The sequence below is a fragment of the Dactylosporangium sp. NPDC006015 genome, assembly GCF_040614215.1.
Lineage (GTDB): Bacteria > Actinomycetota > Actinomycetes > Mycobacteriales > Micromonosporaceae > Dactylosporangium > Dactylosporangium maewongense.
Window position 1 is genome coordinate 1 of record NZ_JBEXUD010000043.1, and the last position, 26,665, is coordinate 26,665.

Here is a 26,665-nt window from a genome sequence, read left to right on the forward strand (position 1 = left end):
GTCGTCAAGTGCCGCTGGATGCGTCGAGACAGACCGGGTATCGAGACTCGGCAGCGGGCCTCGACTCCATGATTGAGTGCACTGAAATCGGCATGTGTGCGCGCCTGATCATGGTCGGTAGGGTTCCCCGAATGGCGCGTCGCGGATCCCCGGAGCCGCCCGATCCGCTGCGGCGGTGCGCGCGAACCGCCAGCGTCGTCTCGGCGTTCACAGCGGCATGCGGCAGTGAGCGCGGTTGAGTTGGTCCTGGCCATGCCCGCGGGCGGCTACGTAGCCGTCGGGCCGGACGAGGAGCCACCCGCCATCTTCGAGGCCGAGCGTGTCGGAGGCGGGCCTGCCGACGGCGCACGTCTGCGCCAGGCTCGGTAGTGAGAGTTCCTGACCGCCGGTGGTCTGGTCTGCGGTGACCAGCAGCCAGCTCGGGCCGCGCAACGCGTCGAACAGCTTCCGCCAGCCGGCGGTGTCCGCCTCGGGGTGGCGGACCTGCACCACGCGCTCCCCGGGGGCGGGCCCGGGCCGGAGCGTGTCGGTGTCCGGTACCGTCAGCGGGCTCGTCCGGTAGGCGATGCCGAGGCCCGACATCGCCCCGAAGAGGCTCCGGTTCAGTGCCTGGAAGATCGGGGGCCATGCATTGGCCACCTCGAACACGGCGGGCAGGTGCTCGTCGATCACGGCGTTGCGCAGCTCCACGAGCTCCGTCGCCGTCCGCGTCGAGCGGAGCAGGGCCTTCCCGACCGGCACCCGCTCGGCGCTGTAGGTGTCCAGCAGGCTCGGGCCGGCCAGGCCGCGGATCACCGCGGCGAGCTTCCAGGCCAGGTTGAAGGCGTCCTGCACGCCGGTGTTCAGGCCCTGTCCGCTCGCCGGGCTGTGCACGTGCGCGGCGTCGCCGGCCAGGAAGCAACGGGCGGACTGCATGACAGGCGCCGCGCGCTGCTGGATGGTGAACACCGACACCCAGGTCGGGCGCTCCACGCGCGCCTCGGTCCCCAGACCGCGGCTGAGCTTCCTGGCGAACCGCTCGGCGACCGCGTCGTCATCGCCCCCGTAGTCGACGTCGACAGTGTCGAGCAGGCGCCAGCGGCGCTCGCCGACCAGCGGAAACAGCATCATGGACGCGCCGTCCGCCCGGATCCAGCGGATCCGGTCGTGCTCGACCGGCCGCGCAAAGTCGATCTCCGCGTCCGCGATCAGCCAGGTTTCGGTGGACTCGCCCTTCAGCACTACGCCCAGCTGCTCCCGGACCGTGCTGTGCCCGCCGTCGCAGCCGACCAGCCACGGCGCCGTCGTCTCCTCCACCTGGCCGTCGTGATCCAGCGTCGCGCGTACCGTCCCGGCGTCCTGTTCGACGCCGGTCAGCCGGACACCCCACTCCACGCGACCGCCGAGCCGCTCGACCGCCGAGCGCAGCAGCCGCTCGGTGATGGCCTGGTCGAGCAGCCACATCCGGTTGAAGCGCGTGGCGTGCCCGGTGAACGACGGGTCCATCGAGGCCAACTGCCGGCCGTCGGCGTCGAAGGCGATCCCTCTGCCCTGCACCGCGCGGGCGTTGAACTCCTCGTAGAGCCCCAGCTGGTCCAGGATCTCGATGGTGCGCGGATGGATCACGGCGGCCCGGCTCGTCGTGGCCGGGCCGGATGCGGCGTCGACCAGCCGCACGGCGATCCCGCGGCGCAACAGCTCGTGTGCGGCCATCAGGCCGACCGGACCGGCGCCGACCACCAGCGCGTCCGCCTCGCCAGCGGCGGGCGGCCGCCGCTGCTCCGCCTTGCGTGCCCCGGCCGGGGGCAGCGCCGTCATGACCTGGGCGACGAACCCGTGGAACTCCGCCATGAATTTCCGCAGGAACTGCTCCGTGCCGGCGTCGCCGACCTCGCCCGTCTCGCTGATCAGGCCGGGCCGGAACTGGATGTACGCCTCCGGGGCGTTCATCTGGGGGGAGTTGCAGTAGCCGAGCACGCTGCGCAGGCTCTGCTGCGCGATCGCGGTGCCGATCTTGCCCGGGGACGCGCCGATCACTGCCGACGGCTTGCGTGTGAACGAGTTGTCGCCCCAGGGCCGGCTCGCCCAGTCGATGGCGTTCTTCAGGGCGCCGGGGATCGAGCGGTTGTACTCCGGCGTGACGAACAGGACCGCGTCGACGGAGGCAATGGCCTGCTTCAACGCCCGGGCCGGGGCGGGGAAGTCGGCGTCGTAGTCGTAGCTGTACAGCGGCAGGTCGCGGATCGGAATCTCCACGAACTCCAGCTCCGGCGGGGCCAGGCGGATGAGCGCCCTGGACAGCGCACGATTGATGGAGGCGGCCGCGAGGCTGCCGACGATGTAGCCCACCTTGTACCTCGCCATACTTTGTGCTCTGCCCCCTCGCACGGCCACCACACCTGTGCGGGCACACGTCGGCCCCGGTCAGCGCTCCACGCCGGACTGCGCCACTCCGCGGACGAAGAAGTGCTGGAAGACAACCAAGACGATAGCCATGGGGATGATGGTCAGAATCGAGCCAGCCATCATCACCGGGTAGGCAAACGTCTGGCCCCCCGCGCCGTCGCGGTCCCAGGGCCGATAGGCCAACCGGAGCGCCCAGTGGTCGGTGCTGGTACGGACCGCGTCAGCGGCACGGTGAGGACGATCGGCGGCACCGCAAGCACCGACACCACGCAGTCGAAGACGATGCCCCCGGACCGCGCCAGCCCAGCCGGGCCAGCGAGTAGCCAGCCAGGGAGTCGACGAAGGCCAAGCGCCGTCTAATTAATGCGGGAAAGCCCTGGGGATGCGCCTGTCGACGCCGCTGCGGAACTGCTCGATCTGGACCTCGATATGCCGAACCGTAGGTGTCTCCTCCAGCCGGTCCAGGTACAGGCATCTGGCTGCGAGCGCCATGAGCTCCACGGTGAAGTACATGGCCATCAGCGGGTTCACGAACAGCGTGGGCCCGGACAGGCGGCGGGTGAACCCGGTGTCTCCGGACTCGCCGCTCAGCGCCGCTGCGATCTGGCCGTTCACGATGCTCGGCCGCTGCGGTGTCGCGGCCTGCGCGGCTGCGACAGCGTCGCGATACAGGGCTGCCTCGCGGCTGTCGCTCGGGATGGACAGCGCGCCGAGATAGCCGCCGTCGCGGTCGAGCGCCGCGAGGTTCTCCAGGACCTGGACGTGGTTCACCCCATGGTAGGCGTCGATACCGAAGCCCAGGCACGTCACAAGCTTGATCGGTACATCGAGCCCGGCCACCGCTGCCAGGCTGCCGATGTCCTCGACCGGGGTGCCCAGCCCCGACTCGTCGCCGCGCAGCAGGATGTCGGTGCCGCCGTCGACCAGGACGATCGCGTCCACACCGAGCGACGAGACAAGATTGCGATAGGCGGCGCGCAGCGGCTGCACCCCAGTTCGGCGCAGCGCGTACACGGTCGACGGCAGTCGCTGCTCGGCCAGCCAGTGGGCGAGGGCCAGTTCCGGGAAGTACGAGACACGCCGTGCGACGTCCGGCGTGACGGCAGCGACGTTGGGCTCCAGCCACTGTTCGGGTGGCACCAGCGTCAACGGCCCGAAGGACAGATTGGCCAAGTGGACCTCGACACCCCGATCCCACAACGCAAACGCCAGCGGAAGCCCGGCGTACACGTCGAATCCACCCCCCGCTCCCGCCAACAGGACTCGGCGCGCCGGTTCGAGCGCCGCGAACAGCGGAGGCGTAGCAAGCGACCATCCCATAGGCAGAATTCTTGATCGCATGCGCCCGGAATGCGACCCCCCTGAGTCGTTTGACTGGCGCGAGACCCGTCCACAGCTCGGCGCGCTCATCTGCCGCCGAGGGTGAACGCGAGTCGACCGCGTCCGTTACGCCGCGTGATGAGGTCACGCGGCGACCGGCGCGCTGAGCTGCCGATGACCGTGCATCCGATCATCGGCAGGGAAGGTGGCTCGACGGCTTTGGCGCACGGAGATCGATGGGCGCGCCGAGGTCGACCACTCCGCCGATTCTGGCGACGATGCCGGATCCAGTACATGTCGCGCTGGCGAAAGTCGATGACGGTCTCCGGAGCGTGTCGCCCTGGTGGATCTCGATGTCGCCATTGCCGGATGTGTCGAGCAGGTGGGCGGCAAGGCAGCCGACACTGTTGGCGTTCGCGATGTCCTCGTTGACGCCGATCGCGGGGGCGAACATGCGGGCCGCGGCCGTTCTTGCGGTCGGCGACAGTGCGTAGGTGAAGCAGCCGAGATACCCGAGCCGGCGACACTCGGTTGCCAGCCGACCGAAGTCGGGCCGCATGGACAGCAGCGTCAGGTGATCCCGGACGGGGACGAGAAGTCGTGGCGTGCCGGGCGAGGCGACCCGTACGTCGGCGGCGATGTCCGCTCGTTGCAGGTCGAGGGCCGCGATGATGCCGCCGGCAGTGGCGTCGGCGTCGTCCGCCAGGGCGATGACGCCTTGGTCGAACCGGACTTCGATGCCGTTGTGGCGGCGGACGGCGGTCGTGGCGAAGGTGCGGCCTGCGGTGCGCAGGCTGCCGTGGTGCTCGGTGGCGCCGCTGCGGTGCAGCAGGACGGCTTGCGCGGCGATGATGCCATGGCCGCAGTTCGTGAGTTCCCCGGCGCTGGTGAAGAAGCGCACCATGGGCGCATCCGCTGTGCTGGTGTCGATGAACGCGGTGTGGGAGGTGCCGGTCCTACGGGCGACGGCGTGACGGTCGTCGTCGGTGAGCGTGGCGTCGTCGATCACCACCGCGGTGGGGCTGCCGCCTTCCCCATCGCGGGTGCAGGCGTTCACCACTGCCACCGGCGGGCCGGCCATCAGGCGGCCGTGACGTCGACGAAGCGGGGAGCACCGGGCTCGAGTTCGACGCGAGCGGTGCGGGCGGCGAAACAGATCGCGTGGTACCACCCGCACAGCAGTGGCACGTCGAGCAGCTGCCGCTCGTCGAACAATTCCTGCGCGGACCGCCACAGTTCGTCGTCGACGTCGCACGAGTCGTGCAGGGCGTCCACCATCCGGATGAGCATGGCCACCCCTCCAAGTGATTCGGATTCAGAAGCACGGTAGCGATTCGGTTTCCGAAGCGCCAGGGACGGCGCTTCACGGGTTCAGTCCTTGCCGTCCTCGCTCAGGGCCGAGGCCCACGCGTCGGACCAGCGGGCGAGCGGGCGCAATGCCTGGCAGGCGCCCCGACCCAGATCGGTGAGCGCGTAGGCCGCGTCCGACTGCTGGGTGACGAGCTGGGCGTCAAGGAGTTCGGTCAGCCGCTGCCGCAGGACACTGGAGGACATGTTGTCGCAGCGCTGCCGCAGCGCGCGGAACCCGACCGGCCCATGCTGCAGCTCCCAGACGACACGCAGGTTCCAGCGACGGCCGAAGAGGTCGAGGGCGGCCATGAGGGGTCGCCCGGTGCTCGATCCGCGCACGGGCCGGCCTGGCCTGGGTGCCGTCATCGCCTGCGCCGCCCCTCTTGATGCTTCGATCTTCGATACACTAGCGTCCGGTGAGGTGATTCGATTTCCGAAGCGGCAGAGGTGGCCTTGTGAGGCGTCTACAAGGCGGTGTTGTTCGACGTCGACGGCGTGCTCGTCGATTCGTACCCCGCGTACCGCCGGATCTGGAGCCGATGGGCAGACCACCGCAACCTCGATCCAGACCTGATCTGGTCATACACCCACGGCCGCCGGCCCGTGGGGCGTCGTCACCTCAGGCCGAACGCACACCACCGCGCTGACACCCTCACCGACGCCATCCCCCTCATCACCGACTGGATCGTGTAAACGGAGGTTGTCATGCACAAGCTGGTTGTCCTGTATCCCACACCCACCGATCCCGACCAATTCCGCGACTACTACGTGACCAACCACCTCCCGCTGGTCACGCGCCTGCCCGGCCTGCTCGCGTGGCGCTACAGCTTCGACGTGGCAGCGACGCAGGGTCAGACGCCGTACTTCGCGGTCTTCGAAGCCGAGTTCGCCGACGCTGCGGCAATGACCGCGGCGAGGGCGTCTCCGCAGGGCCGGCAGGTGACCGCCGATGTCGCCAACTACGCCACCGGTGGTGCGGTCGTCATCCACTATCCGGTGCAGAACGGCACCGGCTGAGCCTGAACCCCGGCGGATGGCCGGGCCGGTGTGGCTCTCCATATGTGGCGCGCCGGCACGGGAACGGTCCGGCGCTCACTGAACCGACTCCGCCGATGTGCGTGTACTCGGTCGGCGCTGAGTCGCGAATCCGTGCCCGGTCGTGGTTCGGGACCGCCGTCCGGAGCCGGAACCTACGCCGACTCTGAGCGCGCGCCGCACGTCGGGCAACGACCCGCGTCGGTGTGGAACGGCCGGCCACCTGACGACAGTCGACCCCGCGCCGCGATGGCCAGCGGCATCGAAACCAGGCCGACCATCAGTACCAGCACTGACGCGGCCACCATGGATGACCACGGCGGGGTGACGGGCCTGCCGGCGCCGCTGCCGTCGAGCATCGCACCGAGCGAGTTCAATGCCAGCATTCCGATCGGTGTGAGCAGGATCAGCAGCGCCCAGACGCCGCGGTAGTCGTGCCGGGCGGCCAGGCCGAACGCGAGCAGCGCCCCGACGATCAGCAGCGTCACCGCAGCGGCAGGCAATGCTGTCGGGGCAGCTGCGTAGTAAAAGTCGCCGAAGAAGACGAAGCGCGGCGCGGTGCTGGCGGCGACCGGCACGCTCGCTGCCGCGGCGGCGAGCGGTATCAGCCGAACCCACCGGGGCTGCGGCCCGGCCGCGCCGAGCGCGACGACACCGAGCACGACCTGGGGCAGCAGCACGAGCAGCGGCGGCCGGTGCATTCCGGTCGGCATCGCAGCCAGCACGACGCTTCCCGCAGTCACCAACACGGCGAGGCCGACCGCCCACCGGAACCACCGGCCGGGCGCGACAACGTGCACGACGACGGCCAGCAACCAGGCTGCCCACACCGGGACGCCGAGCGACGACAAGAAAGGCCCGCGATACGGAAACCACGGCGCCCAGGGCACCACCGCCTCGAAAATCGCCCACCCGGTCGCGAACGCGGCCAGCGTGGCCAGCGCGAGCACGCCGGCGAGCCGGAAACCGGGACCGAGGCCTTGCGCGACCCGCAGGTGCTGGCGCAGCCCACCGACCGCGAGGTCCGCGACGTCGGCGGCCGAGGGCCTCTTACGGTCGGGCGCGGCCAGGGACAGGTAGGTGTCCACCAGCTCCGAACCACGCTCCCGCCGATAACCGGCCGGATAGAACAGCGCCGTCCAGCGCGCATAGCGGCGTTCCAGATCGGTCATGGTCGGGCCTCCCTGGTCCTGCCCTTCCGGGCGATCATGCCGGCGTTCCGCCGGGCTCATGCGACCCCTCCACTGAGGCGGGGCGCAGCCTGGATGGCACGCAGCCGGACGGTTGCGGCATCGACGTTGCGGCGCATGCGTTCGGTTTCGGCGGCCAGCACCTCACCGCCGGACTCGGTGAGCTGGTAGTAGCGGCGCAACCGGCCTTCGACGATCTCCTCGTGGTCAATGCGCACCAGGCCGGCGTCGACCAACCGGTCGAGCGCACCGTACAGCGTGCCGGGCCGCAGCGAGACGCGGCCGCCGGACAGCCGGTCCACCTCGGCGATCAAGCCGTACCCATGCAGAGGCTCACCGGCCAGGGCAGTGAGGATCAAGAACGTGGGCTCTCGCAGCGGGGTCTCCACGCGAGCCAATATATCGGGTGCGAAGGTATGAGGGAAGATCGCCACCGCCGGGCACAACCCGGATACAGATGCGTCGTCACCGCATCCGGAACCTTGTCCCAGCCACACGCCGACGGCGCCCGGATGGCGGCTCGATCCACGGCGCATGGGGCGTGGAAGCTCAGCATCCGCTCATAGCCGCGATCCGCGCTCGGTCATTCAGGTGCGCCGAGTTCGTGGTTGGGTGCGAACCGGCGCGTGGTCAGAACAGCGTCTGCTGGCCGTCGGACGGCGGCGGCACGATCGCCGTTGCGCGTCGCTCAGGAGATGGGCCCTCGAGGACGGCGTCGAGGTCGGCCGCAGAAGCCGGCGCGATACGGAAGATGCCCTGCACACTGATGACCTTAGTCAGCAACCCGTCTTCGGTGACGTGTTTGACTGGGCGAGGCCCGCGCCGCGGTAGGTAGGTGAGTGTCTTGACGATCTCCCCGGGAACGGCTCGACGCGCGTGCGGGTGGGTGCCCTCGTTGCCGAGGATCACCTCGTCAGTGCAGGTCGATGCCAGAAACCGCCAGGCCGGATACCGATCGAACAGTTCCTGCAGCCGCGCGTCGTCAACCGTCCGGATCTCCCGGACCCGCATCCGGCCGAACACGAACAGCACCTGACGATGCACGCCGATCGGGTAGAGCAGGTCGCCTGCCTGCACCGCGGCCCGGCGGAAGCTCGGCTCCGATAAATGCGGGCCGCCAAACAACACCTCCAGCGGCCGAGGGACAGTGACCGCCCGCTGCCAGCAGTCCTGCCGCCAGAAGACGGTGTAGGCGTCACTCACGAGGGCACCGTACCCGCATCACCAGCAGACTGGCGCATCACCAGGCGACCACCAAGAGCTGCCGCTGCCCGGACAGGCTGGCGGCGCACAGACTGCACAGCATGTTGACGCGGTCAGGACGGCTGGTCCAGCAGCGTTCGGCGCAGCGCGGACGGAGCCAGTCCAACATGGCTCCTCAGTTCCGGGCTCACACCTTCGATCGCCAAGCGGATAGACACAAATCTCCGTCCTGACCACATAGCCACGTTGCCGCACATGCCGCGAGGCGCTCGTCGCCCGACCTGCGGCATGCCCCGGCGGCTGGCGCTCCGGTCGGTTCATGGAGCCCGAAGCTGTCAGCGTGAGGCGTCGTGGTGGATGCCTGCTCTGTGCCGGAGCGCGAGTACGTCCGCCGCGTGGGGCAACTTGATGGGCGGATCGGCTGCACGCATCGCAAGGAGGCCCGGTATGTTGCCGCGACGGATGGCGTCGTCGATCATCGTCTGCGTGCTGGCCGGCAGCCGCTCCCAGGTCACGGCGGCGGCACAGAAGCTGTACACCGTGTTGACGCGGTCAGGAAGACTTGTCCGGCAATGTACGCCGCAGCCGGGACAGCGCCAGTCCAACATGGTCCTTAGTCTCGAGGCCTTCTCCGAGAACGCCAACCGGATAACAGAGGCCACCCCGACCGCTTGATCACGTTTCCGGATCTGCTGCCGACCGAGCGCGTAGGCCCATCACTCGGTGTGACGGGCGTCCTGCGCCATCCGGTGCGCAGACATGCCGATGTGCGTTTGCCCATTGAGCAGCGCACAGCATGCTCCTAAGCTGGGCCGGTGCCTGAAGTCGATCATGTCCGGCCGGAGCTTGTCGACGCGAAGCCGGCAGTGGCGCGTGCCGCCGTCCAGGCCATCGCCGACGACCTGCACCGCGACCCGATCGGGTTCTTCACGACCCACTTCGACCAGGCACCGGGGCGCTGAATGGCCTTCTACGGCACCTATGTACTGGCCCGGTCGGCGACGCCGCTGCCGCACGTTCCCGGCATGCGGTCGGCGTTCGGCAGCCGGTGCATGCTCATCACCCGGCACCAGGAGGGGTGGCAGCTGGCCGGCCTCATGACGCCGATGCATCACGAGTGGCCGGCCATCCACGGCGGGCCCGTGCCGCTGGCGAGCGCCACCGGCGCGCCGGTGCTGGCGGTGGAGATCAAGGAGAGCTACTGCCTGCAGTACGGCGGCGCGACCCCCGACGGCCGGCTGTGGCTGGCGCACTTCGCCCGGGCCGCGGACAACGACAAGCACTGCATCTTCGATCACCACGACGACTCCACGGTGCCGCTGCCCGCCGGCGTCGACGTGCCGGCGAACGACCTGCCCGGCCTGGCGGACCACCTGGCCGACTGGGCCGCCCATGCCGGCCTCGACACCACCGCGCCACGGATCGCCGAGGCGATCGGCACCCACACCAACGAGACGGCCTTGGACGGGCTGGTGCAGGCACTCGGACTCATGCCGGTGGAGACGGTGTACCCGGCCGTCGAACTCGACGACCTCGACTGGTGGGAGTGCTGGCAGCGCGCCGACGACGCCAGCGTGCGGGTGATCCAGGAGTGGAACGCCCGCAAGCGCGGCCGCCTCCGGCCGTTGCCCGGCCGGCCACCGGCGGGCGCCGACGAGTTCATCCGGTTCCTGGACCGGGTCGCCGACTCGATGTTCGGCGGCGGTCTCACCCGAGCGGAGCTGCGCGCCGAGGCGGCCCGGCTGCTGAAGACGTACCCGCAGCCGTAGCCACAACGAAGCGGCAGCGTCGAAACACTGCCGATGAGCGCGCGTCCGGTGAGCGGGGTCCAGTGCGTCTTAAGCTGTGCCGGTGTCTGATACTGATCATGTCCGGCTGGAGCGAATCGCCGCCAAACTGGTGGCGGCGCGCGCCTTGCCGACGTTGCCGGACGCCTTCGGTGTGGATGGGCACAGGTTCGACCTCGGTGCGCCTGTTGCTGAGGCGGCTGTGGTCGATTGGGAGGAGCGTCACGAGGTCGCGCTTCCCGCAGCGTACCGGTTGTTCGTCACGGAGTTGGGCGACGGCGGAGCGGGGCCTGGCGGTGGCATGCTACGGCTACTGGACTCCTGTGACGAGGGGTGCCAGCCAGGGCACCTGGCCCTGCCCAGTCCGTATCTTCCCGGACCGCGGTACTTCGGCGATTGGGAACAGCGGTACGAAGATCCGCCCGGCCCGGATCGGGTGTTCCTGCGGGGCACGCTGCGGATCGCGTGGCACGGGTGCTCGCTGTGCACACAGTTGGTCGTGACCGGGCCGGCCAGAGGACGGCTGTTCAACCTTGACATCGAGGGACCGGTCGGCCCGTACGTGGCCGAGGACGCCGACTTCCTCGCCTGGTACGAGCGTTGGCTGGACGAAGCCGTTGCGGGGTACGACGTCGACTGGTTCGGGGAGCGGCTTCCGCTCGATGAACCGGCTCTGGTCGCGGTACTCGCTGGCGATGCATCACCGCAGCGGCGTGCCCGCGCCGGCGAGTCGCTGCTGCAGCTGGCGGCGGTCAGCGACCGGGGCTGGACAGCCGTGGCCGAGGCCGTGAGCAGCGACGAGGACGCCGGGGTTCGGGCACAGTTGTTGTTTCTGCTGCAGTGGCCGCCCCGCGACCGCTACCGCCGGCTGGACAACGCGGAGGCGGCGGCCGACGCGGTCGCGCGGTACGCCAGATCGCGACCACGACCGGACCTGCGAGCCCTTGCCGAACTCCGCAGACTGACCTTCGCTGATGTCGCACCGGAGTTGTCCAGTCCCGATGTCGAACAGCGCCGTTGCGCGGCGTACCACCTGGCCTGGGAGGTCATGGCGACGGGCGTCCCGCAGCACGTACTTGAGGATGAAGCCGGCAGGCTGCTGGACGATCCCGACCCGTTGTTGCGGTCACATGGCGTCGCCGTGGTCCGCCGGTACGACCTTGCGGGGCTGCACTCGCGCCTGCGTCGGATGCAGCGAGTCGAGACAGATCGCTGGGTTCAACGCTGGCTCAGCTAGTGCCTTCACCAGCCAGCCGCACGCCGGCGCACCTCCCCCGACCAGTACGATCCCGACGCTCCAGCGTTCGTACGCCGAGCTAGGTGACACGCAAGAACCGCTGTCCGGATCTGCCGCTGCGCGCTTCGTGCCGGAACGGGTCGTTGCCAACGGCAATTGGCGCGGCGCGCTGGGGCCTCCGGTCGTGCCGAACGTTGCGCGCCTGATCATCAAGAACGGCGATCGTCGAGAGCGCGGCGTTCCATGACGCGATCGGCAGGACTCTTCAGCCCTTGTTCGGCGATGAACTCCAGGAAGTCCGCGGCCACCGGCTTGTGATCGTCCTGGTCGTGGAAATGGAACCAGACCTGCTCGTCACAGCGCCCTTCGGTGACCGGGAACCCCCAGTAGTCGCCGGTGCCCACCGCCGCCACGGCGACGAAGTCACCCTCGGGGAACCATTCCTCGTACTCCGACCAGACATCGCCGTACCTGGCCGGCTTGCCCGGCTCAACGAGCGGGAACAGCTCGACGAAACCGAACCGGCCACCGCCGTATCGCGTCATGAACACCTTGTATTTGTCCGGAAGGACGATGCCCATCCGGCCCTCAACGAGCGCGATCACCTCAGGCGTGGAGACGAGCCCATCGACCAGCGCAAAACCATGCCGGGCCTGCTCCCGGGCCGACCTCTGCCGCAACGGCTCGGCCAGCATGTCGAACTCCGCAAAATCCACGTGCGAACCCTAACCCCGCCCTGCAGACAGCCAGCGCACCGAGCATCGACCCGCGTGCGCACATCTGCCGCAGCGGGCTGTGGCGTCGGGAACGTAACCCGCGATGGCTTCTCGAGCGGGATAGACGCGACGAACCGCCACGGTGCATAGGACGCCACGGTGAACGAGACGGTCGCACCGCCAAGGATGGAAAGAGCAAGCGCAATCCAACGTTTCCCGCGTTGCCGGCGTCCTGACCGGACAAGCCGAGGCGCCCGCATCTGTTTGATATGCAGGTAGTCGCCGGATGGTGGTCGCCGGGCCGTAGGTCATGCGCGGGTGAGCTCCATGGTCCAGTTGGGTTCCCACGTCTGTCCGCCGTCGGCGGAGAACTCCTGCTCCCACCGTGCCGAGGTGGGAGTGATGTCTGACCAGATGAAGTGAGCCTTGATCGGCTTGCCGTCGTGCGTGTCGTCGCCGTAGAAGTCGCCGCGACCATCGCTGAACGTGCCCACCACCGGCGGGTAGAGCAGTCCGGTTCGGCTGCTGGCCCAGTAGATCGACCACTCTTCGCGCTCGACGTCGAACAGGCGCAACGTGAAGCCGCGGCTGCCCAGCGTCGGGAAGATGATCTCTTCAGTGTTGCCGCTGCCGCCGAAGATGTGCTGGCAGGTCGAGGTACCCGGGAAGTGCTCCCAATCGTCGCTGCCGGTGAAGAGGGTGGTGAGGCGCCGGTTGACCACGTTCCACGAACCGATGAGGAAGTCGAAGTCGTTCATGTGGACGATCATGTGGGAGTACCCCTGACATCTTCTGTCAGTGGCCTGGCAGACTGTCCCCGGTGCGTGCCAGTCGACTGTTGTCCCTGCTCCTACTGCTGCAGAACCGCGGCCGGATGAGCGCGGCACGACTCGCTGCGGAGCTCGGAGTCACCCCGCGGACCGTGTACCGCGACGTCGAGGCGCTCGCCGCGGCAGGCGTGCCGATCTATGCCGAGCCCGGCCCCACCGGCGGCTACCAGCTGATGGAGGGGTACCGCACCCGGCTTACCGGGCTGACCGCCGGCGAGGCCGAGTCGCTGTCCTTGACCGGCATACCGCAGCCGGCCGCGGAGCTGGGTTTCGGTGCCCAGCTGGCCGCCGCCGAGCTCAAGCTGATGGCGGCGTTGCCGACCCCGTACCGGGAAGCGTCGATGCGGATCCGGCAGCGATTCCACCTCGACGCACCGGGGTGGTACCGGGATCCGGACGTCGTGCCGCACCTGACCGCCGCCGCCGAGGCGCTCTGGCAGGACCAGGCAGTCGAGATCCGGTACCGGCGGTGGGCACCCGAACCCGGCGAGGTCACCCGGCGGCTGCACCCGTTGGGCCTGGTCCTCAAGGCCGGGGTCTGGTACCTGATCGCCGACGGGACTGGCGAACCGCGCACCTACCGGGTCGCGTCCATCGTGGATCTGCGGCCGCTACCAGAGACGTTCGCCCGGCCGGATGGCTTCGATCTGGCCGAGTTCTGGCGGGCAAACGTCGAACGGTACGAGCGGGCCGAAATCGCGGACGTCGCCGTCGTGCGGCTGTCACCCGCCGGGCTTGCTGCCCTGCCCGACGTCCTTGGCCCGAAGGCAAGCCGGCTGGCGCTGCGAACGCTCACGCCCGCCGACCCGGACGGCTGGCAGCGCGTCACCATCCCATTGGAGAGCGTGGGCCATGCCGCCGCCGGTCTGCTCCAGCTCGGCGCGAACGCTCAGGTCCTCGCCCCTGCGGAACTCATCGCCCACATGACCGACACGATCCACGCGATGGCCCGACTGTACCCGTGAACGTTGCGCTCCGTACGCCGCTCCAGCCGGCCTGATGTACAGGACGGCGGGCGGTAGCTGGTGAGCGGAGGATCGCTGCCAGCTTCCCGGCCGCCTGGAGTCGATCGAGCGTTTCGGACGTTAGCCGGCGGTCGCACTGGGTAGCGGCGGCTTGCCGTGTTCGTGCCACGGCTTGACCTTCGAGCGATCCGCCGTGGGGGGTTCGGTTGACCAAGATCAGTGTTGAGCCGGTGGTTGCGCCGTCGCCGGTTCGTCGTCAGGGGCTGCGGCTGTGGCTGACCGTGGCCGCGGCGGTCGTCGCGCTCGCCGTCGGCGGGTTCGTCACCTTCAGGCTCACCCGTACCGTGCCGGCGCCGCAGATCAAGCAGACCTTGCCGCAGACGTACACGATCCCGGGCGCTGCGCCGGTGTTGCCGTGGCCGCAGGCCGGTCAGGCGACGGTCGAGATCGACGGACTCGGCCGGGTGGGCGGCTCCGGTGCGTCGCGGCCCGTGCCGATCGCCAGCGTCACCAAGGTGATGACCGCGTACGTGATCCTGCGGGATCATCCCCTGCGCCTCGACGAGAACGGCCCCACGCTGATCGTCTCGCCGGAGGAGGCCGCCGCATACCCGGCCCAGCTCGCCTCCGGCCAGTCGGTGGTCCGGGTGGTCGCCGGTGAGGTGCTCACCGAACGGCAGGCCCTCGAGGCCCTGCTGCTGCCCTCGGCCAACAACGTCGCCCACATCCTCGCCCGGTGGGACGCCGGCAGCAGCGACGCGTTCGTCACGAAGATGAACCAGGCCGCGGCCCAGCTCGGGATGGCCGATACGAAGTACACCGACCCGTCCGGGCTCGATCCGACCACCGTCAGCACCGCCGCCGACCAGGTCACCCTGGCCCGGGTGGCGATGCAGGTGCCGGTGCTGGCGCAGATCGTGGCGATGCCGAAGGCCACGCTGCCCGTGGTCGGGCAGGTCGAGAACGTCAACACCCAGCTCGGCAAGGACGGGCTCGTGGGCATCAAGACAGGCTTCACCGACGAGGCCGGCGGCTGCCTGCTCTTCGCGGCCGAGTTCTCCGCGGAGGGGCAACGGTTCAGGGTCATCGGTGCCGTGCTCGCTCCCGGCCCGAGCCCGGCCGACGCCTTCGAGGCCAGCCGTCGCCTGATACAGGCCAGCAGCGGCCTGCTGCACAAGTACAAGGCCGTGCACGCCGGCGAGGTCGTGGCGACCCTCCGGGGACCGACGGGCAGGAGCACCCCTCTCGCCGCGACCGGCGACGTGGACGTGGTCGGCTGGCCCGGCCTGACGTACCGGATCGACACGGTGGGCGCCTTGCCGAGCCGCATCGCGGCGGGCACCGGTGCCGGCACGCTCAAGTTCACCGCCTTGGCCACTGCCGCGACCACGGCCGTGCACGCCACCGACGCGCTCGAACCACCGAGCTGGTGGGAACGCATCACGCACGGGTGAGCGCAGCCGCTCACGCGGCATGGCCCGCGTGAGCGTCCGGCACGACGCGGTCAGCGCCCGGGTTCACTGGGCGGGGTGTCCGTCTCCGCGGCGATGATCTCTGTGAACGCTGCAAGGGCTGCCACATCACCGTACGGCCGCCGGACGTACACGTCGGCCCAGCCGGCGGCGGATGAACTCGTCGTCGCGGCGGGGCGTCGCATGACAGATGAGTGCATCGGCCCGCCGTGGCGCGTGCGGGCCTGGCGGCCAGGCGGTCGTCGGCATCGTCTTACGAGGTGATGGTGACGGATTGACGTATGTGCACGTTGTCGCGTAGCTCGGTGAGGATGAATTCCGCGAGGTCGGCGCGGGAGACCTTGGCGGTAAAGGAAAGTTGGAGGTCGACGCCGGTGCGGTAGCGGCCGGTTCGGGGTCCGTTGGTGAGTACCGGTGCGCGCACGATGGTCCAGTCGGCGTTGCTGTCCCGCAGCAGCGCCTCCATGTGTTCCTTGTCGCGAAGAACGGCCCGTTCGAGCAGCCACGACACGGCGACGTACGCGGTGCGGCGGCGGCTGTCCGCAACCCCGTAGTTGCTCAGGACAATGAGGCGACGGGGCACGTTGCCGGCTGCGGCGGAGAGCACCGTGCGGATGCCGTCGGTGCAGACGTCGCCATCTTGCCGCCGCCTGCCCAACGTGCTGATGACCGCGTCGGCGCCCTCAAGCGTCTCGGCCACCGCCGCCGGATCGCGTACGTCGCCGCCGACGACGCGAAGCCCGGCGCGTGGACGGAGTCGGGCCGGGTCGCGGGCGAGTGTGCAGACCTCGTGGTCGCCTCGCAGGGCGTGGTCGACGACGACCCGGCCGGCTCGGCCGGTCGCGCCGAAGACCGCCAATCGCATGGGTGCTCCTATCAGCAGAAGATCAACTTATCCGGCACGCATGTGCCGTTTAGCTGCTACAGTGCCCCGGAGATAGCGAGACGTCAACCCTGGAGGCCAGTCATGCTGATCGTTGCCGGGACCGGCTACGTCGATCCCGAACGCCGAGGCGCACTTCTCGAAAGCCTCGCCCCGGTCCTTCGTCACGTCCGAACCACGCCGGGATGCCTCGACTACGTGGTGGCGGCCGACCCGATCGAGCCGGACCGGGTCAACATCTACGAGCGGTGGGAGTCCGAGGCGCACCTCACCACGCACCTGGCCGGCATCGCACAGTCGGCGCCCGCGGTGCCTGACGTGCGCAGCGTGGAGGTCGTGCGGTACGAAATCAGCGGGTCCCGGCCACTGCACGGCTGAACGAACCTGAATCCGTGCCGGCATCGCCGAACGCGCGACGGGATGTCGGCGCGGCACAGCCTACGATCACAGCGATGCCACCATCGGACCATAACCCGGATGCCACCCACCTCGACGCGATCGCGGAGCCGTCCAGGCCCCAGCGCGCCGACGGCAGACGCAATCAGGCACGAGTACTGGAGGTGGCCTTCGACGCCTTCGCGGCGCACGGTGTCTCGGTCTCGATCCGCGAGATCGCCCGCCGGGCCGGTGTCAGCACCGGCACCGTCACCCGGCACTACCCCACCAAGGGGGCGCTGTTCCTGGCGGTCGCACTGCACCGGATCAAGCAACTCGTCCACAGCGCGGAAGAAATCGCCGCCCGGGAACACCCGACAACAGCGTTCTTCTCCTTCTTCGCGCACCTGGTGCGTCAGAGCGCCGCCGATCACGCCGTCGGTGATGCCCTCATCGGCGCCGGCGTCGACCTCGAGACCGCAGCGTCCACGGCCATCCGCGACTTCAACGCGGCCCTGACGGGTCTCCTCACCCGAGCTCAACAGGCCGGAGCGGTCCGTGGCGACGCCGACAACGCCGACGTCAAAGCCCTCATCGCCGGCTGCATCGCCCGCGCCGGCGATGCGACCGCCCAACAACGCATGATCGAGATTGCCTGCGACGGACTTCGACCCGGTCCGATCTAGACGATTACGGGCATCGGCCTCAGCGACACAGCGTCCGCTCGTCGGTACGTGCGAGCAGCGCGGCCGTGGTTCGACGCGCCGGACCGCCGCCACGAAGCATGACAATCTCCATGTCGGCAGCCGCGCGGGACCTGCCATGAGCGGGCACGTGACCTTGAGGAGGTATGTCACCTCGAACTGCCCGGCGTTTGAATGAGCCGAACGTCATCGTGCATGTCGTGACAACCCTGGCTCCGGAACAGGACGACGGCGTCGTTGATGCGATCCATGCCCCGCCGTCTGCGCCTTCGGCGAACGGACGCCGGAACACACGCGTCCTGCACCGGGTCGAGCCGGCCCGGCGCGTGCTTCGTCGCCGATGCGACGGACCGGTCGCGCCGCGGGCGTGACCGGTCCGTCCGATGATAGTGCTCGTCCGCGTCAGCAGTAGAGGTTGCCGCCCGCGGGCACGCCCAGGATGCCGACGAACTGGTTGTAGAGGTTGACCCGGCTCTGCACCTGCGCCGGGTTGCCGCCATTGCACTCGATGCTGTTGATGGCCCGGATGGTGGTGCCGAAGCCCTGCCCGTTCACCATCGCGTTGTGCGACGTGGTGCCCGCGCCGCCGGTGCCGGTCATCCAGTACCACAGGCCGGTCTGCCAGGAGATCGACGAGTTCGTGGCCACCAGGTCCGGGTTGTTGAGCAGGTTGACGCCGAGCGCGTCGCCGGCCGCCTTGTAGTTGAAGTTCCAGCTGAGCTGGATCGGGCCGCGACCGTGGTACGCGGACTGCCCGGCCGGGCAGCCGTAGGGCTGGCTCCAGTCGCAGTAGTGCGGCCAGTTGGCGGTGTTGATCTCGTTGATGTAGACGAGCCCGCCGGTCTCGTGGCCGACGTTGGCCAGGAAGGCCGCGGCCTCCTGCTTGCGGACCGTGTCGCTGCCGGTGGTGGCGAACGCGGGGTACTTCTTCATGGCATCGGTCAGCCCGGCGTACGTGTAGAACGAGTTCCGGCTCGGGAACATCTGGTTGAACTGGGCCTCGCTGACCACGAACCCGCTCGTACCGCCGCCGCCACCACCGCCGGGGACGTTCCACTTCTGGTTGGCGCCACCGCCGCAGTCCCAGATCTGCAGCGGAGTACCGTCGGCGGAGCTCACGCCGGTAGCGTCGAGGCACTTGTTGGCCTGGGGGTTGACGATGTCGCGGGCCGCGTTGGCGACCCACTGCTGGGCGCCGGTGCCGTTGCAGTCCCAGAGCTGGACCTTGGCCCCGTTCGCCGTGGAGCCACCGGAGACGTCCAGGCACTTGCCGAGGGCCCGGATGGTGCCGTCGGTGCCCACGGTCCAGCTCTGCGCGTTGGTACCGTTGCACGTCCACAGCTGCACCTGGGTGCCGTTCGTGCTGTTGGCCGAGGCGACGTCGACACACTTGCCGCCGTAGCCGGTGATCGCACCCGTGCCCGCGGCGGATGCGGCGCCCGGGACGAGGATGACGGTGCCGAGCACGGCGGTGGCGGCCGCGACGAGAACCCGGCGTAGGTACCCAGATCGTCGTCTGTCCATGAGGCTGCTCCTGAGGGGTGTTGGTGGGACATGGACCTGGATCGAATTGGCGGACTTTTTTCATATCGCAAACTTGGCTTACTGTAAAGAGTCCTTCCTTTTGCGTGCGTCCCTGAACCGACGGCCGGTGACGGCTGGACGGCTCCGGCCGGTAAACGATCTGGCCGCTGTGGCAACAGAAGGGTGTGATCTCATCCAATCTGCTGTCCGCGCGGCTGAGCCGCCGCCAGCTCGTCGGTGGCGCGGCAGTCGCCGGCATGGCGCTGGCCGCCGGCTGCGCCCATGAAGATGACGACACCTACGGCGCCGGTGTGCTCGCGGGCGGGCCGGCGGAGCACTTCGCGCCGCCGACGGCCAAGCTGTCCGGGGCGCTGCGGATCCTTGCCTGGAGCCATTTCGGGCGCCGTTGCGTTGTGGGATCGACGGACGCGCCCAAACTCCCCGCCCGCGTCGGGTCCCAAGGTCAAATCGCCAGGGCGAGCCCGGCGAACGCCGCAGACACCAGCACTGCCGGTGGGGCGTCGACTGCGAGCTCGTAGCGTCCGCGGCGGAGGTTCTGCATGAACGCGTGTCCAGCGATGACCACCTGAGCTGTCTTGCCCGTTCGTAGTCCGCGCATCGATCTCAACCGGCGTTTCAGCTGGCTGTGACCAGCCTCGATCGGGTTGTTGGCATACCGTTCGACGTGGTGCCACGCCTGCGAAATCAGCTCAACCCAGCACGCCGGGGTAGACCGCGGCGGCGTCAGTGACCACCTTGGTGGGCTTGACCTTCAACGTCGACAGCACCCGCCGGAAGAACCGCCGGGCCCCGTCGGCATCACGGCGCGCCGACACCAACACGTCGATGACCTGCCCGTACTGATCGACCGCCCGGTACACGTACCGCCACACCCCGTTGACCCTGACGCACGTCTCATCGACATGCCACCCGTCACCGGGTGAATGGCGGCCGGCCGTGACGGACACGTTGCGAAGAGGGTGCCCGGCCAGGCGGCCAGCGCGCACTCAAGCCGATGAGCGTTCACGTGATCATGTGCTGACACCTCCGGCTGATTTGCTGCCCGCCCTCATTCGGAAGTCGGAGACAAAATATCGGTCTGCGGGCGGAGGCACCTGGCCAGCCGCTTCCATAGGATCTCAAATCGGTCATACCAAGCGCAGGGCAACTGCGCGCACGGCTGGTGACACCAGGAGATCTCGGGGGGGGGCGTGTCGAATCGAGTCGGCTAGGTGGTCCTGGCTTGCGTCGGCCGCGTGGCAGCGACGTGGACCGCACGATCGACCTTCGCGGGGAATCCGGCGGTCATGATACGGCGGTCGGCTTGACCATGATCTCGAGAACTAGGTAAGCGGCCCCAAGGGGCCGTGGGCCGGAGTTGGGACTGTCCCAGCGCGCCAAGAAACACATGGAGGATTGGGATGCGGAAGTTGATTCTGGGTTTCTACGTCTCGCTCGACGGCAAGAGCGCCGACGCGGACAACGGAATCCGGGACGTCATGATGAGCGTCGACGACCCCAAGCAGGAGGAGTACTTTGTCAGCCAGCTGTGGGAGGCTGGGGCCTTCCTCATGGGGCGGAACTCCTACGAGGCCATGGCCGGATTCTGGCCCACCTCCGACCACCCCTCCGCCAAGGCCATGAACGACATCCCCAAGGTCGTGTTCTCCCGCACCCTGAAATCCGCCGACGAATGGCGCGAGACCCGGATCGCCAGCGGTGACACGGCCGAGGAGATTGCCAAGCTCAAGGCCGAGCCCGGCAAGGACCTCGTCGCCGCCGGCGGCACCAGGTTCATGCACTCCCTGATCAAGCTCGGCGTGGTCGACGAGTACAGGCTGTGGGTGCTGCCCGCCGTCACGGGCAAGGGCGCGCCGCTGTTCCCCGAGCTGGATAAGCCCTTGAACCTGCGGCTGGTGAAAAGCACGGCCTTCCCGTCCGGAGTCCTCGAGTTGGTGTACGCGCCAGCCGACAAGTAGGACCCGGCAAACGACGCACAGTCAGCGTGGCACCGGGGGTGGGCGCCCGCCCGTCCCCGGTGCCGTCCTAGTCAAGGTCATCTGGACAGCGACCGGCCGATCGGGTGCGCGCTCCAGTAGTCGTAGAGCGCCGCGATCACGTTCCGCACATGCCGCCGAGGGTGAACGCGAGTTGACCGCGTCCGTTACGCCGCGTGATGAGGTCACGCGGCGACCGGCGCGCTGAACTGCTTGATATGCGCGCACCCGACCAGATTGGTCAGCCCTATGGGCACACCTTGAGCAGCACGGAGGTCAGGGCCGGCGCGGCCGTCTGGATCTGGGCGATGTTCGCCTGGCCGGTGCCGAACTGCTTGAGCTGACCCAGGAACTGCGACACTGCCGATCTCAACTCCGGGTCACTGACCTGGCCCGCCGCCGGCTCGAGCTTGCCGGCCCACTCGGTGGCAAGCTTCCGGGCGTCCGCGAGTGCCGCGGCGCCGCCGGCTGAGTCACCGCTCTGGGCGGCCTGCCCAGCCTTCTGCAGCGCGGCGATGACCTTGTCGAAGTACTGCACCTGCAACGCCTTGATCGGCTCGCAAGCGGCCTCCCCACCCGCCACCGACGGCGACGCCGCTGCAGTCGTGGCCGCCGCGGACGCCCCCGCATCGGTCGCCCCGCCCTCGTCCGCACACCCTGCGCCCAGTGCCAGCACCGCCGCGGCAACCCCTGCAACCATGAAAATCCGCACCGCTTCGTACCTCCCCGTTGTCATCGAAGCGGCGCGAGCATATAGGGCTCGGTTCGTCGCCCTGGGACGAGGGCAAGGTCGGTGAAACCTGGCTACGTCAGCCCACGCGTCCCTGCGCCTGGCAGGAACATCCCTCCACCACCGCTCCCTCCAACGGTTGGCGAGCGTGACCCCCAAGCACCAACACCATGATTGGATGTGCGGAAATGCCGCCGATGGTGCGCGGCGGTCAGCCCGTGTACGTGACAACTGGTGACCAGCACGGCGAGGTCAAGGCTTCCTGTTCCTGTCCGATGAGCGCGCGGCTGATCTTCGACTCGGGTGGAGGGCGGGACGATGCCGGCCGCGGCGCACAGGCCGAATGCCGAGGTGGACAGAGATCGATTCTGGGAGATCGTCGATGCCGCGCGCGAGGGTGGACGACGTCGGCGACGTGCCTGCGTCGCTCGTCGAGGTGTTACGGGGTCTTCCGCTCGCCGAGCTGGTGGCCTTCCGCGGGGTACAGGATGAGCTGTTCAGGCGGGATGCCTATCGCTGGGACCTGTAGGCCGCCGCGGATCTCATCAACGGCGGCGCGTCCGATGACGGCTTCGAGTACTTCCTCGGCTGGCTGATGGCGCAGGGTCGAATGCGGTGGGAGGCGACACTCGCCGACCCCGACTCGCTCGCCGACGTCGTCGAGGTGGACGCCGGTGACCTCGGCTGCGAGGAGGTCCTCTACGTGGCGCCAACAGCGGCCGCGGACGAGGAGGCCTTCTGGGCAGCGCTGCCGGACAAGGGTGAGTATCTGCCGCCTCGGCCAGCAGGAGAGTGCTTCGACTTCGACGACGAACAGCGGATGCGCCGCCTCCTGCCACGCTTGACCGCCATCTTCGACGACGAGGATGCGCGCTGAGGTCGCGCCGCACATTCCGCGGCTTCAACGCTGCCGGTCCTTTACCGGCCCCGGTGCGCCCGTGCGCACGGGCCGCGGCGGGGGCGCGGGCGGTCACCGTTCCTCACGAATCGTGGCCCAAACGGCAACGGCCAGCCCCGGGAGCGGGTGTGCATCGGGGTCGCGTGACGCAGACCGGGAAGGCGATCATGTGGCCATGCCAAAACTGGCCTGCCGCTGCGGATACATCCACAACCTGTCACCGATTCCCGACGACGGATTCCGGGTCTTCCCGATTGGGCAACTGACAGACTGCTGTACGCGGAAGCAACCACGACGGAAGAGTGGGAGATCAGGCAGTTGCGCCAGGCCGCGCTGAGCCGCCTGCACTCCTGCCCGAACTGCGAAGCGATCATGTGGGACAAGGCCGGTGACGGCCAGTACCACACCTATGTGCCGTGCGAGCGGATGATCAGGATCTTTGCCGACCTGACCGACCGCGACGAGAGCGGCGGCATCCGACTTCGCCATCCGCAGACCATGGCCGACATCGAGCGGCAGCACCTGCTGCTGCACCACGGCGCGTACGTCGTCCTCCACGATGGACACGACGAGGTGTACACGTGCCTGAACGAACCGCAGGACGAGAACGGCGAACCAGCCGACGGCACGTGGATCGCCTACCCGCTCGACGACAGCGACGTCGCCCGGGACCGCTGAAGCCTGACCGGGTCGAGATCACGTGCTCTGATCCGCCGCGATGCGCTCGCCACCCAACGCGCTGGTCTGCCCAGATGGCAGAATCAACGGCCATGGACGCTCCGGTCGAGTACGTGATCTCGCCCGTGCCCGTGACTCGTGCGATGACGCTCGCCGAGGTGATGCGTCAGGTGGCGTCGCTGAACGGCGACCCGTGGCAGGCGGTCCAGCAGTTGGCCGCGAGCGGTGACCGTTCGCTGATTCCACCCGCACAGGCCGCCCTGGAGCGCTATCTCGACGAGGGCGAATGGTACGGGCGGGACATGATGGCGTACGTCCTTGCCGGCATCCGCGGCGCAGCGGCGTTTCCGCTGCTGCTGCGTGCGTTCGCCCGCCCGGTGCCGCACGACGATCGCGACTCGCTCTGTGCATTGCTGGGCGATCTCATCCATCTCGACCCTGACGGCTGCCGACCCACGATCCTGTCGTTCGCTACCGACGAACACCCCGACCTGCGTAACGCCGGACTGTGGGCGCTCGGCTACGTCGTTCGACCCGGCGATCTTGACCTGTTGCGGCAGGCCCTGACCGATCCAGACCCGCGGCTCCGCCAAACCGCCCTTGGCACATTGACCAGCCTCAAGAACGAACCGTCCGCGTACGATCTGGTCACCGCCGCCCTCCACGACCCCGACGAACAGGTCCGCAGATCAGCTGTCTTGGACCTGCGCTGGTTCGCCAACGCGGCAGCCGTCCACTCCCTGACCCCGCTGACCCGCGACCAGTCCGCGAACGTCCGATCAGCACTGGGCGAGACGATCGGAAACCTGCCCCTCGACACCCATGACCGGCCGGCCGCGCTCGATGCACTGCTGCTCCTGCTCGCCGACCTGGAGCCGCAGGTGCGCGCCGGTGCGGCCCGCGGGATCAGCGCTCTCGGCGGCCCGTTCGACGCTCTGCAGGCCGGCGCCCGCGATCCCGACCCGCACGTGCGCGCTGCGATCGCCGCCGCGCTTGGCCGCCACGCGAATCCGGCGCTGACCGAAACGCTGTCCAGTCTCGCCGGCGACGCGTTGGCCGCCGTGCGCGCGGACCTGGTGACCGCACTCGGTGTGTGCGGCTGGCCCGGCATCCGCCCGATCATCGACACCCTCACTGCGGACCCGGACCGCACAGTGCGGGCCCGCGCCGAGGTAGCCCTGACCCGCATCACCGCTACCAAGCCTCACAAATGACGCCATCCCGATCTGCCGCGAAGTGGATGCCTGCGATCGGACCATCGCCCTGCCGGTTCGGCCCTTTCGATCGCAATGCGAACCTGAGTGCCTGCACCGCCGACCAGCGGGGGTAGCGTGCGGCCGTGGCATGTCGAGGGATGTTCTTTCGGTGCCTCAGCGACGGCACCCTCGGCAGCGGCCGCCGCCTGTCCCCTCTCGACCTGGCCGTACTCGGCGGTGGCCAGCACTATGAGGGCGACGACTACGTCGTGGCTCACGTGCTGGTCAACGAAGCGGTCCAGGTGGCCGCGGCACTCGAAACCGTGGATGAGGCGTGGCGGCAGCTTACCGACGTCCGCTCATGCCGCTTCGAGCGCTCGACGCTGGCCAGGGTCGTTGCTGAGGGTGAGCGGCCCGACAAGCCGAGGGCTTCTGATCGTGCCGATGAGCGGTCGACTGGCAATGGCCGCCGGGGTGTCGAACCGGTTGGAGCGTGTACATGCGCTGACCTCAATCGCCTGGCCGTAGATACCACCAGCCATCCCGAAGGTTGATCCCACCCGGGAGGTTGGCCCTTGCCCCGAACAGGTCAACTTCGATGCTGGGAGACGTCGGCCCGTCGAAGAATGCGTACCCCGCGGCGTCGTCTGGAATGCCCAGGAACTGCGGAAGGAAGACGACAGGTCGGCCGTCCCGCCGGCCGATCACGGCCGCCTTACCTGTTGTCGACAGGTCCCGTAGATACAGCGGCAGGTCGCTGCCGTAGTAGTCGTCGGACGAACCGATGGCACCTTCGCGTACCTGGGCTGCCACGGCATCAAAGGCGTACTTGTGTGTCACGTAGTACGAGACCGGGTGAAATAGCGACCAATTCGTGAAGTGCGCACACGAGACGGCGAGCCCAAGTGCCACCACGGTTCGCAGGAGCGACCGTCGCGCCCGGAATGTCAGCCGTAGGGTGAGCCAGCCCGCGACGAGCCACAGCACGAGTTCGACCGGCATGACGAGCAACGCCAACATGGCCTCGTTCGGCACGTTGACCAGCTCGATGAGGCTCACGCACACCCACGCCACCGCGACGCCAATCCAGCCGTCCCGCCGTTCCGGCACGCTGACCGAAGTTCGATCCATCCCCGTGTCCTGCATGGCGACATCATGTCGTCTCGATGCATGTACGACGAGAGGGCACCCTCATCTGCCGCTGAGCGGGCGCAGCACGATGTGCCGAACCATGTTCCGGGAGGTGCGGCATAGTCGGGTCAGGGCGACACCCAGCAGTAGAGTGCATGCTCGCGGACGTGCACATCCGATCATGGACGTCTGCCGTGTCCGCACCCGGTGGGCCACGGCGGCATGGCAGGATCGCGGCATGGCGATCATGGATCAGGACGAGTTCTGGGCAATCGTCGACCGCGCCCGTGAGGGCATCGAGGACACCCGGACCGCCGAGGGTGCCAAGCAGGTGGCCGAGAAGGTCGGGCAACGCCTCGCCGAACTCGGCCGCGAGGCGGCCGTCGCGTTCGACCTGCGCTACGCCGTGCTCGATGCGGAGTCCTACGACTGGAACCTATGGGGCGCCGCCTACCTCATGAGAGGTGGCTGCTCCGACGATGCCTTCGACTACTTCCGCGGCTGGCTCGTCACGCAGGGCCGCAGCATCTGGGAGCGCGCCCTGCGGGACCCGGACACGCTCGCCGAACTGGGCATCGACCCGGACGACGACTTCCTGCTGTGCGAGAGCATGCTCAGCGTCGGGCGAGCGGCGTTCGACGAGGACGCCGACTTCTTCGACGCCGTCGACGCGGCCCGGGCCGAGCTGCCCGCGGACACGTTCAACGGGCCGTTACTCGGCGACGACTTCGACCACGAAGACGACGACGCGGTGCACGCCCGATACCCCCGCCTGGCCGAGATCTACCTGCAGTCCGAAGACGTACCGGGCCTACCGGCATCAGTGCCGAACGCCCAGTCCTGCCAGCGAGCGCACAGATGCACGCTCATGGCCGCGAGTCTCGCGCGGTGGGCGACACGAAGATCGTCGCGCTGTGTAGCAGTGGCTCGGTGCCTGCGGTGCTCGCTCGTGCCGAAGAGCGGATGTGGCGTTCTATCGCTAGACCAGTTGGTGCCATGACCGGGGTACGTCGCGCATCGGTCCCTTCATGCCGATCTCGGTAGCGGCCGGCTGAACTC

At 68.7% G+C, this 26,665-nt stretch carries 32 protein-coding genes and 1 pseudogene; 16 read left to right on the forward strand and 17 right to left on the reverse strand.

The features are described 5' to 3' along the window. Nucleotides 1-207 precede the first annotated feature (207 nt). From ABZ321_RS45205 to ABZ321_RS45225, 5 genes are all read right to left on the reverse strand, one after another. The gene (locus ABZ321_RS45205; protein ID WP_354902177.1) at nt 208-2,367 is read right to left on the reverse strand and encodes an FAD-dependent oxidoreductase; all 2,160 of its coding nucleotides are present in this window, start codon (nt 2,365-2,367) and stop codon (nt 208-210) included. A 378-nt stretch (nt 2,368-2,745) separates the two neighbouring features. After that, nucleotides 2,746-3,615 (reverse strand): DUF1152 domain-containing protein, encoded by an 870-nt coding sequence (locus ABZ321_RS45210; RefSeq protein WP_354902180.1) that lies wholly within the window; start codon nt 3,613-3,615, stop codon nt 2,746-2,748. A gap of 280 nt (nt 3,616-3,895) precedes the next feature. Next, the gene (locus ABZ321_RS45215) at nt 3,896-4,786 is read right to left on the reverse strand and encodes a PhzF family phenazine biosynthesis isomerase (protein ID WP_354902183.1); all 891 of its coding nucleotides are present in this window, start codon (nt 4,784-4,786) and stop codon (nt 3,896-3,898) included. Next, nucleotides 4,786-4,995 carry a hypothetical protein gene (locus ABZ321_RS45220; RefSeq protein ID WP_354902186.1) on the reverse strand — a complete coding sequence of 70 codons (210 nt, stop codon included), beginning with the start codon at nt 4,993-4,995 and terminating at the stop codon, nt 4,786-4,788. Before ABZ321_RS45220 ends, ABZ321_RS45215 begins: the two co-directional genes overlap by 1 nt. Nucleotides 4,996-5,076: 81 nt before the next feature. Further along, a complete protein-coding gene (locus ABZ321_RS45225) occupies nt 5,077-5,364 on the reverse strand; it encodes a helix-turn-helix domain-containing protein (RefSeq protein ID WP_354902188.1) in 288 nt (95 codons plus the stop codon). Between the two features lie 168 nt (nt 5,365-5,532). On the opposite strand from ABZ321_RS45225, the gene ABZ321_RS45230 reads away from it, so the two are divergent. Continuing rightward, nucleotides 5,533-5,748 carry a hypothetical protein gene (locus ABZ321_RS45230; RefSeq protein ID WP_354902190.1) on the forward strand — a complete coding sequence of 72 codons (216 nt, stop codon included), beginning with the start codon at nt 5,533-5,535 and terminating at the stop codon, nt 5,746-5,748. Nucleotides 5,749-5,760: 12 nt separating this feature from the next. Further along, nucleotides 5,761-6,072 (forward strand): EthD family reductase, encoded by a 312-nt coding sequence (locus tag ABZ321_RS45235; protein WP_354902193.1) that lies wholly within the window; start codon nt 5,761-5,763, stop codon nt 6,070-6,072. Between the two features lie 173 nt (nt 6,073-6,245). On the opposite strand, the gene ABZ321_RS45240 is transcribed toward ABZ321_RS45235, so the two are convergent. The 4 genes from ABZ321_RS45240 to ABZ321_RS45255 form a co-directional block, all read right to left on the reverse strand. Continuing rightward, complete coding sequence (locus ABZ321_RS45240; RefSeq protein ID WP_354902195.1) at nt 6,246-7,262, reverse strand: hypothetical protein; 1,017 nt, start codon at nt 7,260-7,262, stop codon at nt 6,246-6,248. Between the two features lie 56 nt (nt 7,263-7,318). Further along, nucleotides 7,319-7,669, reverse strand: coding sequence for a PadR family transcriptional regulator (locus ABZ321_RS45245; protein WP_344506030.1), 351 nt, complete (start codon nt 7,667-7,669; stop codon nt 7,319-7,321). Between the two features lie 241 nt (nt 7,670-7,910). Beyond that, nucleotides 7,911-8,483, reverse strand: coding sequence for a hypothetical protein (locus ABZ321_RS45250; protein ID WP_354902197.1), 573 nt, complete (start codon nt 8,481-8,483; stop codon nt 7,911-7,913). A gap of 335 nt (nt 8,484-8,818) precedes the next feature. Next, nucleotides 8,819-9,091 (reverse strand): hypothetical protein, encoded by a 273-nt coding sequence (locus ABZ321_RS45255; RefSeq protein ID WP_354902200.1) that lies wholly within the window; start codon nt 9,089-9,091, stop codon nt 8,819-8,821. Between the two features lie 207 nt (nt 9,092-9,298). Between ABZ321_RS45255 and ABZ321_RS45260 the strand changes: the two genes are divergently transcribed. The 3 genes from ABZ321_RS45260 to ABZ321_RS45270 all read left to right on the forward strand — a co-directional run bounded on the left by ABZ321_RS45260 (nt 9,299) and on the right by ABZ321_RS45270 (nt 11,507). After that, nucleotides 9,299-9,445, forward strand: coding sequence for a hypothetical protein (locus tag ABZ321_RS45260; RefSeq protein ID WP_354902203.1), 147 nt, complete (start codon nt 9,299-9,301; stop codon nt 9,443-9,445). Beyond that, complete coding sequence (locus ABZ321_RS45265) at nt 9,446-10,252, forward strand: hypothetical protein (RefSeq protein ID WP_354902205.1); 807 nt, start codon at nt 9,446-9,448, stop codon at nt 10,250-10,252. A gap of 82 nt (nt 10,253-10,334) precedes the next feature. Beyond that, nucleotides 10,335-11,507: a hypothetical protein gene (locus ABZ321_RS45270; protein WP_354902207.1), complete on the forward strand. Its 1,173-nt coding sequence runs from the start codon at nt 10,335-10,337 to the stop codon at nt 11,505-11,507. Nucleotides 11,508-11,716: 209 nt separating this feature from the next. On the opposite strand, the gene ABZ321_RS45275 is transcribed toward ABZ321_RS45270, so the two are convergent. Both ABZ321_RS45275 and ABZ321_RS45280 read right to left on the reverse strand, forming a co-directional pair. Next, nucleotides 11,717-12,223 (reverse strand): SMI1/KNR4 family protein, encoded by a 507-nt coding sequence (locus ABZ321_RS45275; protein WP_354902209.1) that lies wholly within the window; start codon nt 12,221-12,223, stop codon nt 11,717-11,719. A 308-nt stretch (nt 12,224-12,531) separates the two neighbouring features. Beyond that, complete coding sequence (locus ABZ321_RS45280) at nt 12,532-12,981, reverse strand: hypothetical protein (protein WP_354902212.1); 450 nt, start codon at nt 12,979-12,981, stop codon at nt 12,532-12,534. 62 nt (nt 12,982-13,043) lie between these two features. On the opposite strand from ABZ321_RS45280, the gene ABZ321_RS45285 reads away from it, so the two are divergent. Both ABZ321_RS45285 and ABZ321_RS45290 read left to right on the forward strand, forming a co-directional pair. After that, nucleotides 13,044-14,018: a WYL domain-containing protein gene (locus tag ABZ321_RS45285; RefSeq protein WP_354902215.1), complete on the forward strand. Its 975-nt coding sequence runs from the start codon at nt 13,044-13,046 to the stop codon at nt 14,016-14,018. 230 nt (nt 14,019-14,248) lie between these two features. Next, the gene (locus ABZ321_RS45290) at nt 14,249-15,472 is read left to right on the forward strand and encodes a D-alanyl-D-alanine carboxypeptidase (protein WP_354902218.1); all 1,224 of its coding nucleotides are present in this window, start codon (nt 14,249-14,251) and stop codon (nt 15,470-15,472) included. A 271-nt stretch (nt 15,473-15,743) separates the two neighbouring features. On the opposite strand, the gene ABZ321_RS45295 is transcribed toward ABZ321_RS45290, so the two are convergent. Next, on the reverse strand, nt 15,744-16,349 hold the full coding sequence (locus ABZ321_RS45295) for an NAD(P)H-binding protein (protein WP_354902221.1): 606 nt from the start codon (nt 16,347-16,349) through the stop codon (nt 15,744-15,746). Nucleotides 16,350-16,457: 108 nt separating this feature from the next. Here ABZ321_RS45295 and ABZ321_RS45300 point away from each other — a divergent pair, with 108 nt between their 5' ends. Together ABZ321_RS45300 and ABZ321_RS45305 are read left to right on the forward strand one after the other, a co-directional pair. Beyond that, nucleotides 16,458-16,751: a putative quinol monooxygenase gene (locus ABZ321_RS45300; RefSeq protein WP_354902223.1), complete on the forward strand. Its 294-nt coding sequence runs from the start codon at nt 16,458-16,460 to the stop codon at nt 16,749-16,751. A gap of 74 nt (nt 16,752-16,825) precedes the next feature. Further along, nucleotides 16,826-17,434 carry a TetR/AcrR family transcriptional regulator gene (locus tag ABZ321_RS45305; protein ID WP_354902226.1) on the forward strand — a complete coding sequence of 203 codons (609 nt, stop codon included), beginning with the start codon at nt 16,826-16,828 and terminating at the stop codon, nt 17,432-17,434. Nucleotides 17,435-17,854: 420 nt separating this feature from the next. On the opposite strand, the gene ABZ321_RS45310 is transcribed toward ABZ321_RS45305, so the two are convergent. After that, complete coding sequence (locus ABZ321_RS45310) at nt 17,855-18,976, reverse strand: glycoside hydrolase family 19 protein (RefSeq protein ID WP_354902228.1); 1,122 nt, start codon at nt 18,974-18,976, stop codon at nt 17,855-17,857. A 185-nt stretch (nt 18,977-19,161) separates the two neighbouring features. On the opposite strand from ABZ321_RS45310, the gene ABZ321_RS45315 reads away from it, so the two are divergent. Continuing rightward, a complete protein-coding gene (locus ABZ321_RS45315) occupies nt 19,162-19,515 on the forward strand; it encodes a hypothetical protein (RefSeq protein WP_354902231.1) in 354 nt (117 codons plus the stop codon). Here the strand turns inward: ABZ321_RS45315 and ABZ321_RS45320 are convergent. Then, nucleotides 19,440-19,724, reverse strand: a complete 285-nt coding sequence (locus ABZ321_RS45320; protein WP_354902390.1) for a DDE-type integrase/transposase/recombinase — start codon at nt 19,722-19,724, stop codon at nt 19,440-19,442. The two genes, ABZ321_RS45315 and ABZ321_RS45320, sit on opposite strands and share 76 nt — an antisense overlap. Continuing rightward, nucleotides 19,687-19,983, reverse strand: coding sequence for a DDE-type integrase/transposase/recombinase (locus ABZ321_RS45325; protein ID WP_354902233.1), 297 nt, complete (start codon nt 19,981-19,983; stop codon nt 19,687-19,689). The genes ABZ321_RS45320 and ABZ321_RS45325 overlap by 38 nt, the downstream gene beginning before the upstream one ends. A 414-nt stretch (nt 19,984-20,397) precedes the next feature. On the opposite strand from ABZ321_RS45325, the gene ABZ321_RS45330 reads away from it, so the two are divergent. Next, on the forward strand, nt 20,398-20,955 hold the full coding sequence (locus ABZ321_RS45330) for a dihydrofolate reductase family protein (RefSeq protein WP_344506015.1): 558 nt from the start codon (nt 20,398-20,400) through the stop codon (nt 20,953-20,955). A gap of 265 nt (nt 20,956-21,220) precedes the next feature. Here ABZ321_RS45330 and ABZ321_RS45335 read toward each other — a convergent pair whose 3' ends face one another. Next, nucleotides 21,221-21,709, reverse strand: coding sequence for a hypothetical protein (locus ABZ321_RS45335; protein ID WP_354902236.1), 489 nt, complete (start codon nt 21,707-21,709; stop codon nt 21,221-21,223). A gap of 376 nt (nt 21,710-22,085) precedes the next feature. On the opposite strand from ABZ321_RS45335, the gene ABZ321_RS45340 reads away from it, so the two are divergent. The 4 genes and pseudogenes from ABZ321_RS45340 (at nt 22,086) to ABZ321_RS45355 (ending at nt 24,493) form a co-directional block, all read left to right on the forward strand. After that, nucleotides 22,086-22,232, forward strand: a complete 147-nt coding sequence (locus ABZ321_RS45340) for a hypothetical protein (protein WP_354902238.1) — start codon at nt 22,086-22,088, stop codon at nt 22,230-22,232. A gap of 12 nt (nt 22,233-22,244) precedes the next feature. Further along, nucleotides 22,245-22,580 (forward strand): annotated as a pseudogene (locus ABZ321_RS45345) (DUF4240 domain-containing protein); the annotation flags it as partial. Nucleotides 22,581-22,973: 393 nt separating this feature from the next. After that, nucleotides 22,974-23,279: a hypothetical protein gene (locus ABZ321_RS45350; RefSeq protein WP_354902241.1), complete on the forward strand. Its 306-nt coding sequence runs from the start codon at nt 22,974-22,976 to the stop codon at nt 23,277-23,279. A gap of 92 nt (nt 23,280-23,371) precedes the next feature. Beyond that, nucleotides 23,372-24,493, forward strand: a complete 1,122-nt coding sequence (locus ABZ321_RS45355; protein WP_354902243.1) for a HEAT repeat domain-containing protein — start codon at nt 23,372-23,374, stop codon at nt 24,491-24,493. A gap of 492 nt (nt 24,494-24,985) precedes the next feature. Here the strand turns inward: ABZ321_RS45355 and ABZ321_RS45360 are convergent, their stop codons facing one another. Further along, nucleotides 24,986-25,621 carry a hypothetical protein gene (locus ABZ321_RS45360; RefSeq protein ID WP_354902246.1) on the reverse strand — a complete coding sequence of 212 codons (636 nt, stop codon included), beginning with the start codon at nt 25,619-25,621 and terminating at the stop codon, nt 24,986-24,988. Between the two features lie 223 nt (nt 25,622-25,844). Here ABZ321_RS45360 and ABZ321_RS45365 point away from each other — a divergent pair, with 223 nt between their 5' ends. After that, a complete protein-coding gene (locus ABZ321_RS45365) occupies nt 25,845-26,606 on the forward strand; it encodes a DUF4240 domain-containing protein (protein ID WP_354902249.1) in 762 nt (253 codons plus the stop codon). The last annotated feature ends 59 nt before the right edge of the window (nt 26,607-26,665 follow it).